Raw genomic sequence first — 11006 nt, forward strand, 5'->3', positions numbered from 1 at the left:
CGGGACTTTGGGTTGGTAGTAAGCAAAAGATAGGGATGATAGGATTTACTCACAAATCCGTATAGCTATTTCAGGGAGGTTCAAAATGACTTTTAAGTCATTTTATGTTAACCCCGAAAAGACATCAAATAACTGATTATCAATTACTTAATTATAACAAAAATTGAATTATGTTAAGTCGTGTTAACCCCCTATATACCTTGCCCTAAAAGGTCAATCAACCAGAAATGTACTTACCTATAAAGGGTATCTTGTTAATCAGATAGATCATTAGTAGCGTCAACGCAAAGCAAACAAAGGCCGTAACCGGGATGCTCACAAAAGGATTAAACGATTTATAACTGAGACTGAAACCGGTCAGGTCGGGGTCGTCCAGCAAGGTTAAAATTAATGCGTGGCCAAGGTAAATGCCATAGTTGTATTTACATACCAGATCCCTTACCCTTATTAAAACAGGCGATACCTTAGGTTGGGCAAACCGCATCAGCAAAAACGCGCTTGATGATAGTAGCACTACCGGCCAGCTTAAGGGCTCGTACATCAGCGTACTGATGCCGTTATAATAATGATACAGCATGGCTGTGCCGAGTGTGATTAACCCTACGCTTAGCACAAACAACAAGGCCATTAATATCACCATCCGGCTGCTGTTAAAGACCTTGTTTGCCAGGTAATACCCTAAAACCAGGTACCCGATATAGCCGCCAAAATACCGCACATCAACCTGCGGATTGTAACGCATTAAATAGGGCTGACTAAACAGCATAACCAGCAGCCATACGGCCAGGAAATAGATTGTTTCCTTTTGGGATGCGTTACGGATAAACTTGCCCAGTACGGGGATGATCAGGTATAATCCTATCAGCATATACACATACCATAAATGGTACGAACTGCCATATTTCAGCTGATGCAGTACCTGCTTAACGGTAACCCATGCATGGCCGGTATACGGAATTTCGTCGATATAAAAAGCGTAAGCCACATACACCAGGCTCCAGAACAGGAAGGGCGCCACTACCCTGCCCAGGCGTTTTTTAAGGAAAACAAATACATCCTCTTCCTTACCTAACAGTAAGGCTCCGGTAATCATTACAAAAACCGGCACCGCGAAACGGGTGAGCGCGTTATAAAAATCGGCGGCCAGCCATTGGTTATAGGGAGCTTTACTATAGTCGGCCAAAAGCGGCGAACTGCAATGCAGCATGATCACCGCAAACAAGGCAATCAGCCGCAGGTTATTGATCCAGCCCAGCGGTTGCGCCTTATTGTTCGGCAAGCTCTGGCTTTTCATAGCTGAAATTATAAGGCGGATGCGGTACAATAAATGTTTCCTGTACGCGGGTCGACCGCTTGAAATATGGGATCCATATAGCTGCCATAATGATACTGCGCACCAGGCTGCTGATAGACGATGTAGAATCTTTATTTAAGTTGATAGCCAGGCAATAATCAACCAGGGTTAAAACCACACCAAAGGCGAAGTATACAATTATTGCATTGGGTAATATGTCCCTTTTATTTAACAGCAATACCAGGCAAAAAACAGCTAAGCAAAACACAATGATATTACCCACCGTTTCCCATATTAATATCGCCCTGAATACAAAATTCCCGCTATGGTGCGCATAGACATTCCAGGCAGACAGGTTGAAATAATCGCCATCAAAAAATATGCGGGCAATGTTTAAAGGAGTAACAAATAAGCCTATAACTATCAGTATTAACCAGCCCCCTATCGGCACAAAAGATGCTCCCGGTGCAAATACAACGCCCGGTGTTTCTCTATGGTAGATCCAGATAGCCAGGCCTGTGCAGCTTAATAATGTAAAAGCTGCCAGTGCAATCATCCATACATTGGCTTTTGGTACCGCGCCGGCAACATTGGCATCACCCGGGGTATAAGTAAAGCTATAGGATAGTTTTTTATCTTTTAACAGGCTAATGTCTTTTCGTGCTTCCTCTAACTGATTGAGGGGGATAAAACCCTTCAGGAGTGAAAACCGGTAGTGTAAAAGCAGGGAATTGCCCGAGGTGCTGTAATTTGATACAAAAGTGTAAGCCTCGCGTTTAATGGCGTAATTCCTTTCGGTAATACCCCAACCCGACGGCAGGATCACCTCTATGGTATAATCAAGATCATAAGGATAATTCAGCGATACCGGGTTTTTAGTTTGATTGGTGATAGTCGGTAATTGTTCGTCGATACAGTTAGCATAAAAACCGGCCTGGTACGTGCCCGTATTGGTGGAATCAGGCGTAAAGAAATCAGGGATCAGGTAACTTTCAATTGTAACCAGTTCATTCTTCTCTTCATCATCCTTAACAATCAGCGAGTCTTTGGTTTCAATTTTGGGGTAGATCTTGGCATAGTATTTCAGGTAGTTCTTCTCGGCCGTATAAATCCCCGACAATGCCAGCCGGCTGCGTACATCATCGGCTTGGTTTAGCGTGTAGGTAGTGGTAACATCAAGCCGCACCTTCTTTTTTACACCGGTAACCGTATATTTTTCCCGGGTGGTCATTTTTCCGGTCGGGCTTAGCGGGATATCTACCAATCCATTATTACCCGCTTTAAGCTGCAGCCCTTTTCCATAATCAGGGAAATAGATATCGCTCCCCTTGCCCCGCTGGTACGATATGGTTGCATCAACCCAAACCTGCTTACCATTTAATGCGGCTACTACAACCGCGTGGTTAAAGGCTGCCGTTGTTGGTAACAGCCTGTCTATTTTACCCCCCAGGGAGGTATTAACCAATACCATGTACGCTTCTATCCCATTGGCCCGCAGCATGGATGCCAGCAGTAAGGCTTTATCCTTACAATCGCCATAACGCTGGTTAAACACATTTTCGGGGTGATTGGCCCGGTGCGAGTATTCCCCTATCTCGATACCCATATAGCGCACCTCATCCTGCACTATCTTAACGGCTTCCCTAAAGTATTTCTCCTTGTCATTGCCAGCATCGGCTTTTAGTTTAGCCACTCTTTGGGCTAGTTCACCGCTAAGGCTGTTGGCTACCGGGTTTACTTTAAGCGCCCAGTTAATTACCTCGGCCCAGGTATTGTATTCGCTAATTTCAACATTGGCATAGGTATCGTACCAGCCGGGGTTGTTGCTGCCGTCGTCGCCGGGGGGCACCTGGTAGCTTTCCCAAACATAATGCTTTACGCCGTTTGCCTGGGTAATAAGCGGGTTTGGCACCTTATTAAAGGCTTTCATATTCAGTTTACGCGCTGCCGAAACCTGCAGACTAAAATAGGCATGCGCGATAGTTTGACCGCCCTGCATATAAATATTATCGCAGTACTTGCTGCCAAAAACCGGGTTACGCCCAGTGATAGTGTAGGCATATTCAATACGGTCTCCTTTCCGGATATCGGGAATAATATAATTGGCCGAATAGCTCCCCTGGTAAATAAATTTGGAAAAATCGGCCTCATCGGCCATCAGTTTAAAATCGGCAGGGTTTAAACGGCTTTGGGGTTTATTGCCACGCCAGATGATGATCTGATGGAAATCCAAACGCTCGTAAGCCGGGTCAAAGCTCACCGAAATTTGCGATCCGTTCTGGATGCCTGCTTCCGATACAATTTCGCGGATGTAATGATGATAATTGGCTTGCCGGTCTACATCTATCTGCCGCTCTACCAATGCCAAAAAATAACCGTTCTCGATACTGCGGGCAGGCGGGCGGACATCATAAGGTTTGTACGTGTTAAGCCAGTTGGGTTTAGGTGATATATGCACAACCGGATTAGCGGCCTGTGTTTTCAGCAACCCCGGTACCAGCAGCACAAACAGCAATATAACAAAAGCCTTAATTTTTTGGTATTTCATACAGGCTTTGAAAATATAAAAAAGATGATGATTATACTATACCGTCCATGTTAATTTTACTGCAAGTTAATTTAGCCACAAAGGGCACAGAGCAATCCGGTTAAATATGATCATAATACATTCTCTGTGAACGCTGTGCAAATCTCTGTGAACGCTGTGGTTAATTTTCTATTATAAAAAGCCCTGCCTTTGGTTTATTTAATTTATTTTGGCGGTTGAATAATCGATTATAAAGAATGACCTACTGTTTAGGAATAAAAGTTAAAGAAGGATTAATAGCTATAGCCGATACACGCATTACATCGGGCACGGATACTACTATAAAAAAGAAAATTTCGGTGAAGCAAAAAGACCAGTTTTCGCTCTTTATCATGACCAGCGGCCTGCGCTCGGTACGCGATAAAGCGATGGTTTATTTTGATGAGATGATGGAGCATAACGAGTATAACAAGCTTTATAAAGCCGTTAACGCCTTTGGCGAACAGGTAAAACGTGTAGCCAACGAAGACCGGGCCACGCTTGAAAAGGCCGGCTTTAAATTTGATTTGAATACGGTTATAGGCGGACAGTTAAAGGATGATGAAGAACACAAGCTGTTTCTGCTGTATCCCGAAGGTAACTGGGTGGAGTTGGGCAACGGAGCGCCTTTTGTTATCATCGGTAACTCCGGCCATGGCAAGCCGATACTGAACCGGGTGCTTAAAGAGGATTCATCTATGCGACTGGCCTTAAAGGTTGGCTTTTTATCGTTTGACAGCACAAGGGTAAGTTCTAATAATGTTGATTTCCCGATAGATGTGGTGCTGTATAAAAAAGATTCGTTTGATATGGTGGAGCAGCGTTACGAAAAGAAAGACCTGGAGTATATATCAGACCAATGGGCCCAGGAACTGGGTACCGCCCTGCAAAATGTAGGCGAAGACTGGATGGAAAAGGCATTCCATAATTTACCGGAAACAACTATATGAAGTTTAACGTATCGGCACAACTTAATTATACCATCAACTCGGCCAGTACGCTGATATTGAATATCCATGCCCTGCGCACGCCCGAACAAACAGTTTTGCAGGAAACATTTACGGTAAGTCCGGAGGTAAGGATTGAAGAGCTGAATGCTGTTGGGGGTGAAAACAGGCTGATACGACTGGACATACCCGAAGCCGGCAGCTTGTCTGTTTCGTACAACGCGGTTGTTAATAATTCGTTTAAAATAAGCGATCACCGCGATGTGGAGGAAATAACTATTGCCCGGCTTGGCCCCGAGGTACTACCTTTTTTAAACCCCAGCCGTTATTGCCAATCGGATAAACTATACCGTTTGGCTAACCACATGTTTGGTTATATTAATAGTCCGTTTGAGCAGGTAATGGCGCTCACCAACTGGATCCGCAACAACGTTTTATACTTAAGCGGATCAACCAACTCCCAAACATCGGCCTATGATACCGTGACCGAACAAGCAGGCGTTTGCCGCGATTTTGCTCATTTAGGCATTGCCTTATGCCGCGCGCTTACCATACCTGCCCGGTACTTTACAGGCTATGCCTATAAACTAAAACCGGCCGATTTCCATGCCTGTTTTGAAGCTTACCTGGGCAACCAATGGGTTTTGTTTGATGCTACAGGCCTGGCCCCGCTGAATGGCATGGTTAAAATAGCCACCGGCCGCGATGCCGCCGACGCCGCCGTTGCCAGCATTTTTGGCGATGCCTACGGCACCACCATGAACATCAGCTGTGAACTGGCCGAAGAAAAATTTAAGCCTTATTTTTATCCCAGCGGTAAGTTTGAGGGGTTAACGTATTTGTAAATCCCGCCATTACTATTGCGAGTGTGATGCGGCAATCTCGTCGCAGGCAGAGCGAATTATGTGATTGCCACTTTGCTCTGATCTTCGGAGTAACATTATAATCAATTCATTACCAATTACTTAATATCTATTTCAAAATATTTCTTGCACTGTGTGTTATTCTTTTTACATTTGTACTACTAAATCGATAGACATTATATACAATGCAAGTATTTATCTATATGCCAACCTGTTGCTGTTGTTGATCTGCACCCCGGTCAATTAACAGATTACATCATCTTAAAACAATTTCTCAAACACTTCATGAAACTTTTTACAAACAATTTAAAAATTGCTGTGCTCCTTTTTGCACTTTTCCCGCTCACGGGCATGGCACAATTAAACGGATCGTATATCCTGAGCGGCAAAGTGAACGACGATAAAGGCCAGCCATTAATTGGCGCCACCGTAAGCATAAAGGGCACAACTAATGGAACGGCTACCGATACAACAGGTAAATTCAGTTTAACTACAAATGCTAAACTACCTTATACGCTCGTATTTCAAGCCCTTGGTTATCAGCCACAGGAATTTCTGATCAAAAACGCAGGCAGCGCGTTAAATATCCAACTCACTACACAATCATTATTGATCAACGAGGTAGTAGTAACAGCATCCCGCAAGGAAGAAAAACTGCTAAAGTCGCCGGTGGCCATTGAGAAGCTGGATATCAGGGCGCTGAAACAATCGCCCGGCCCCAGTTTTTACGACGCGCTGGAAAATGTAAAAGGCGTACAAATGACCACCACCAGCTTAACCCTAAAAGTGCCTAATACCCGCGGCTTTAACAGCCCCAACAACTTCCGCTTTATGCAGCTGACCGATGGCGTTGATATGCAATCGGCTACCTTAGGTGTGCCGCTGGGTAATGCTATTGGCCCAACCGAGCTGGACATTGCCAGTATAGAGATCACTCCCGGCGCGGCCGCGGCCCTGTATGGCACAAACGCGCTGAATGGTTTATCAAACCTGATCACAAAAGATCCGTTTAAATACCAGGGGCTGAGTTTTTACCACCGCACAGGTGTTAACCACGTGGATGGTATTGGCATTAAACCCAGTGTGCTGACCGAGGACGCTTTCCGCTATGCCAAAGCCTATAACGATAAATTTGCTTTTAAAGTGAACGTAAGTTATTTACAGGGGCAGGATTGGCAATCTAACACTCAGGCCGATCAAAACCCCGGCAATTTAAAAACTGCCAACCCCGGCTATCCCGAACTAACGGGCGCCAGCAATGCCGCTTATGATGGCTGGAATAAATATGGCGATGATGCGCTTGCCGGCAGTAATACCGTGGTGATAAAAGGTATTACGGTTAACGGCGTTGCCCGCCCTAACCTTACCGTTGCCCGTACCGGTTATAACGAGGTTGATTTGGTTGACCCCAAAGTATCTAACCTGAAGTTTGACGCAACACTGGCTTACAAATTGAGCCCTACCACCACCCTATCCTATACCTACCGCATTGGCCGCATGGATGGCGTATTTCAACGGGGGAATAAAATAGCATTGAATGGCGCTACCGTGCAAAACCATAAGGTAGAATTAAAAGGTAAGGACTTTTTGGTGCGTGCTTACCAATCAATAGAAAATACAGGCGATAGCTATAATGTGAAGCCATTGGCTGATAACCTCGACCTGAATCATGCCAGCAACTCGGCCTGGGGCACCTTATACAAAAACGCTTTAACCGCTTATGCAACAGCAAATGGTGGCCTAACCTCAGCCAACCTGGCTGCTGCCACCAATGCTGCCCGTGCCGCCGCCGATGCCGGCCGTGTAGAACCGGGTACAGCAGCGTTTAACGAATTAAAGAAAACGATTATAGGTATTAATAACTGGGATATTAAATCCAGCCTCATCCCCAACGCGCCGGTTACCGGGGGTGCAGCGCTGGTACAAAAAAGCCACATGTATAATGCAGAGGCACAATGGGATTTAACCGACCGGATCAAGATCTTCGATTTGCTGGTTGGCGGCGATGCCCGCATTTACCAGATCATCCCCGACGGTAATAACTTTGTTGATTTTAGCCGCCCGATTGCCGACCGTAATACCCCGCTTGCCGATGGCAGCTTTGGCAAGGATGTTTATTACAAAAAATTTGGTGGCTTTGCACAAGTAACCAAAACCTTGTTTGATAATAAATTGAAGCTGTTTGGCTCGATACGTGGTGATTATAACCCATATTACGATCCTAAATTCACCCCGCGCCTGGCGGCGGTTTATTCGGCGACTGAAAATCATAATTTCAGGTTTACATTCCAAAACGGGTACCGCTTCCCGGCTTTGTTCGAGGCCCTATCGTATGTAAACAATGGTCGCGTTAAGCGGGTAGGCAGCTTGCCTTTTATTAACGATGGCTTAGGTTATTTGGGCAACAGCTATACCCAGGCATCGGTAGCTACATTTAACGCTGCTGTAAATGCCGCGGCAGGTAGCGCCAGCGGTACGGATGCTACCGCTTTAGCTAACAGGAATTTACTACAGGTTGCCGATTTGCCAAAGGCACGCCCCGAGCAGATCACCTCATTTGAGGTTGGGTACAAGGGCATTATATTGGATAACAAGGTATTTATTGATATCGATGCCTACACCAATCGCTACAATGGCTTTTTAGGCCAGGTGCAGGTATTTGTACCAAACGGCGCTACTGTGGGCAGCGATGCCGCGGTATTGGCCATGCTGGATATTAACCGCGACCCAACAACAGCTACAGCCAATAATGCAGCCAGTTTAGGGCAAAGCCGTTACCGGGTTTATACCAATGCCAAAAACGTTTATCATAACTACGGTTCATCGGCAGGTATTACTTATAACTTTTATAAACGCTATACCGTATCCGGCAATGCCAGCTTCAATAAAATGCAGTCGCAGTCAACATCAGATATTTTTGTGACCGGCTTTAACACCCCTGAATGGTCGGGTAACTTATCATTCGGTAACCGCGAGATTGTGAAAAACGTTGGCTTTAATGTAGTTTATAAATGGCAGCAAGGCTTCCTATGGGAAAGCCCGCTGGTAACCGGCAGGGTTCCGGCTATTCATACGGTTGATGCCCAGGTAACCTTTAAAGTACCGCAATACAACGCTATATTTAAAGTTGGGGGTACCGATCTGTTTAACAAACGCTACCTGCAATATGCGGGCGGGCCAACCATTGGGGCTATGTATTATGCTTCAATAACGCTGGATGGATTACTGACTAAGTAAGTATATATTAAAACAACAAAAGGGGCCATTATACTATAATGGCCCCTTTTGTTATTGATGGAGAAGGTTATTAGTCGATCTTTTTCACTGATGAAGCACCTGCTTTGCTGGTGTTCACGTTTGTAGGGTTACCACGGTATTCTATTTCAGATGCGCCGGTGGTATGTACATTTAAATCAGTCAGCACATTAATTTTGCACTCGCTGGCACCGGTAGTTTCTATATCATATTTGCCCACCACAAAATCAAGCGCGTAAACTTTCCCGCTGCCGGTTAAATTTACAGTGTGGCTGGCCGCCTGGCCTTTCAGGTTAATTTCGGTAGCGCCGGTACCTTTAGTAGTTACCGAGGTAGCATTTAAATCAAGGTTTACCTTGCTGGCGCCCGAAAGCTGGATAGCCAGGTCTTTAACGTTCAGCTTGCCGTCTGAAGCTATTTCAATAGCGCCCGAACCTTTCAATCCATCCAGGTTACGCACACCGATAACAATCTCGATGGCTTTTTTGGCGCAGATATTCTTTTTGGTAGATATACGCAGCTTATCGCCATCAACTGTGGTACGGATGTATTTCATCACATTATCATCAGCCGTTATTTTTAATGAAAGTGAGCTATCCTGTTTTAAGGTGATCTTATAACCGCCGGATACATCTATTTTGGTAAAATCATCCACTTTACGGTCTTCTGTAATGGCATTGCCCGATCCGTGGACACAATTAAACATGCACGAGCTTAGTACCGTAAGGGCTAATAAGCCGGCCAGTAGTATTTTAGTTTTGAGAGTTTTCATGAGTTTTTATTTTTATGACGTGGTTTGCCTGCCTGATGTTACACCAAAAATAGAAAAAGCTTTGATAATGGCGCTATCTTTTAGCAAGCCGCTATCAAACCGATTTATTTTGATCTGCATAAAAAAAGCGCCTTCCAATTTTTGAAAGGCGCTTGTAATTTATTTAATCTTATCCTCAGGATTTTTTATGCTCGGGTTTATGCATACTATCCCTGCTTGATGTTTGGTCAGACCGCTGCCCGCCGGCATTGCTGATCCCCTTTTGTTTCTGATCTTCGCGCTGATTAGCAAAAGCCCGGTCTGATGTAGACCCGCCCTGCATGTTTCCACTTTTCTTTACATCCTGTTGCGTTTTCATAACCATTAATTTTTAGGTAAATAATTATCAAGGCGATATATCCATCGCTTATTGATAATGAAGCAACAACTATACCGATTATTAAATGGCCGGCATATATTTTATGATCCTATAGTTAAAACATTTAGGGTTTGCCAATGCTTTATGTTATAATATTTAACCAGTAAACCATAACGTTATGAAACATGCATTCATTTTTGGAACCAACGTTTATTTGAGTAGCCACAATACTATTAGCTACAATGATGGTCATACTAACACTATTTTTTTAACCATCCGCGATTATTACAGTCCGCAAAAAAACGGCCCCCATCAGCAATTGATCATCGACGCTGACATTAACACCGTAGATGACCACCATCCGGTACGCGTTACCAGCAATATGGTTCAGGAAGGATCTGATGTACGCGCTGTAACCGAATCTAACCGGGTAAGGTTATACCATACCGGCCACGCCGAGCCGATATTGGATGTTTACCAGCTGGATCCGCACGAGTACCACGGCTTATCGAGCCATATCCTCAACGAGATCCACTCCCAGCACCCCGACCCGGTTTTTACCATTAAGGGAAACTTTACCGTAGCCGGCTCTCATATTTATATCGAAAATGAGAAACTGCTGGTTGATCATGATAGTTTTGCCAATGTTACAGAAAACGCGCATAACGGCGTAGTACTGTTAACCAGTGAGAAAGTGCATGGGCATTGATACGCCTAAAACCATAGGTACAGCAACTGATTATGATGGGCTTTCTCTTTTTTATAGCCCCTATTATGACCGGCTTACCATATACTTGCATTAATTTGCAAAAAAGCATTTGACATTAAAACCGATTTTTATACATTTGCACTCCCAACACGGTAGATGTAGCTCAGTTGGTTAGAGCATCGGTTTGTGGTACCGAGGGTCGTGGGTTCGAGCCCCATCATTTACCCAAAGGCCTCTCATGA

At 44.7% G+C, this 11006-nt stretch carries 8 protein-coding genes and 1 tRNA gene; 5 read left to right on the forward strand and 4 right to left on the reverse strand.

The window, feature by feature from the left end:
• Positions 1-217: 217 nt before the first annotated feature.
• On the reverse strand, positions 218-1294 hold the full coding sequence (locus AC07M6_RS09325) for an acyltransferase (RefSeq protein WP_494888740.1): 1077 nt from the start codon (positions 1292-1294) through the stop codon (positions 218-220).
• Positions 1266-3842 carry a DUF3857 domain-containing protein gene (locus tag AC07M6_RS09330; RefSeq protein WP_494888741.1) on the reverse strand — a complete coding sequence of 859 codons (2577 nt, stop codon included), beginning with the start codon at positions 3840-3842 and terminating at the stop codon, positions 1266-1268. The genes AC07M6_RS09325 and AC07M6_RS09330 overlap by 29 nt, the downstream gene beginning before the upstream one ends.
• A 236-nt stretch (positions 3843-4078) precedes the next feature.
• On the opposite strand from AC07M6_RS09330, the gene AC07M6_RS09335 reads away from it, so the two are divergent.
• From AC07M6_RS09335 to AC07M6_RS09345, 3 genes are all read left to right on the forward strand, one after another.
• A complete protein-coding gene (locus AC07M6_RS09335) occupies positions 4079-4810 on the forward strand; it encodes a proteasome-type protease (protein WP_494888742.1) in 732 nt (243 codons plus the stop codon).
• Entirely contained in the window at positions 4807-5652 is an 846-nt protein-coding gene (locus tag AC07M6_RS09340) for a transglutaminase-like domain-containing protein (RefSeq protein WP_494888743.1), read from the forward strand. Before AC07M6_RS09335 ends, AC07M6_RS09340 begins: the two co-directional genes overlap by 4 nt.
• Before the next feature lie 303 nt (positions 5653-5955).
• On the forward strand, positions 5956-8907 hold the full coding sequence (locus AC07M6_RS09345; RefSeq protein ID WP_494888744.1) for a TonB-dependent receptor: 2952 nt from the start codon (positions 5956-5958) through the stop codon (positions 8905-8907).
• A gap of 70 nt (positions 8908-8977) precedes the next feature.
• On the opposite strand, the gene AC07M6_RS09350 is transcribed toward AC07M6_RS09345, so the two are convergent.
• Together AC07M6_RS09350 and AC07M6_RS09355 are read right to left on the reverse strand one after the other, a co-directional pair.
• Positions 8978-9697, reverse strand: coding sequence for a head GIN domain-containing protein (locus AC07M6_RS09350; protein WP_494888745.1), 720 nt, complete (start codon positions 9695-9697; stop codon positions 8978-8980).
• A 175-nt stretch (positions 9698-9872) separates the two neighbouring features.
• Positions 9873-10055 (reverse strand): hypothetical protein, encoded by a 183-nt coding sequence (locus AC07M6_RS09355; protein WP_494888746.1) that lies wholly within the window; start codon positions 10053-10055, stop codon positions 9873-9875.
• Positions 10056-10233: 178 nt separating this feature from the next.
• On the opposite strand from AC07M6_RS09355, the gene AC07M6_RS09360 reads away from it, so the two are divergent.
• Together AC07M6_RS09360 and AC07M6_RS09365 are read left to right on the forward strand one after the other, a co-directional pair.
• On the forward strand, positions 10234-10764 hold the full coding sequence (locus AC07M6_RS09360; RefSeq protein ID WP_494888747.1) for a hypothetical protein: 531 nt from the start codon (positions 10234-10236) through the stop codon (positions 10762-10764).
• 152 nt (positions 10765-10916) lie between these two features.
• Positions 10917-10990, forward strand: a tRNA-His gene (locus AC07M6_RS09365).
• Positions 10991-11006 lie beyond the last annotated feature (16 nt).

The sequence above is a fragment of the Mucilaginibacter sp. GW821-FHT07H05 genome (assembly GCF_059418485.1).

Excerpts from the sequence above, each read along its gene's own strand:
- AC07M6_RS09325 (WP_494888740.1), bottom strand. The coding sequence starts at position 1,294 with ATGAAAAGCCAGAGCTTGCCGAACAATAAGGCGCAACCGCTGGGCTGG.
- AC07M6_RS09345 (WP_494888744.1), top strand. The coding sequence starts at position 5,956 with ATGAAACTTTTTACAAACAATTTAAAAATTGCTGTGCTCCTTTTTGCA.
- AC07M6_RS09360 (WP_494888747.1), top strand. The coding sequence starts at position 10,234 with ATGAAACATGCATTCATTTTTGGAACCAACGTTTATTTGAGTAGCCAC.
- AC07M6_RS09335 (WP_494888742.1), top strand. The coding sequence starts at position 4,079 with ATGACCTACTGTTTAGGAATAAAAGTTAAAGAAGGATTAATAGCTATA.
- AC07M6_RS09355 (WP_494888746.1), bottom strand. The coding sequence starts at position 10,055 with ATGAAAACGCAACAGGATGTAAAGAAAAGTGGAAACATGCAGGGCGGG.
- AC07M6_RS09350 (WP_494888745.1), bottom strand. The coding sequence starts at position 9,697 with ATGAAAACTCTCAAAACTAAAATACTACTGGCCGGCTTATTAGCCCTT.
- AC07M6_RS09340 (WP_494888743.1), top strand. The coding sequence starts at position 4,807 with ATGAAGTTTAACGTATCGGCACAACTTAATTATACCATCAACTCGGCC.
- AC07M6_RS09330 (WP_494888741.1), bottom strand. The coding sequence starts at position 3,842 with ATGAAATACCAAAAAATTAAGGCTTTTGTTATATTGCTGTTTGTGCTG.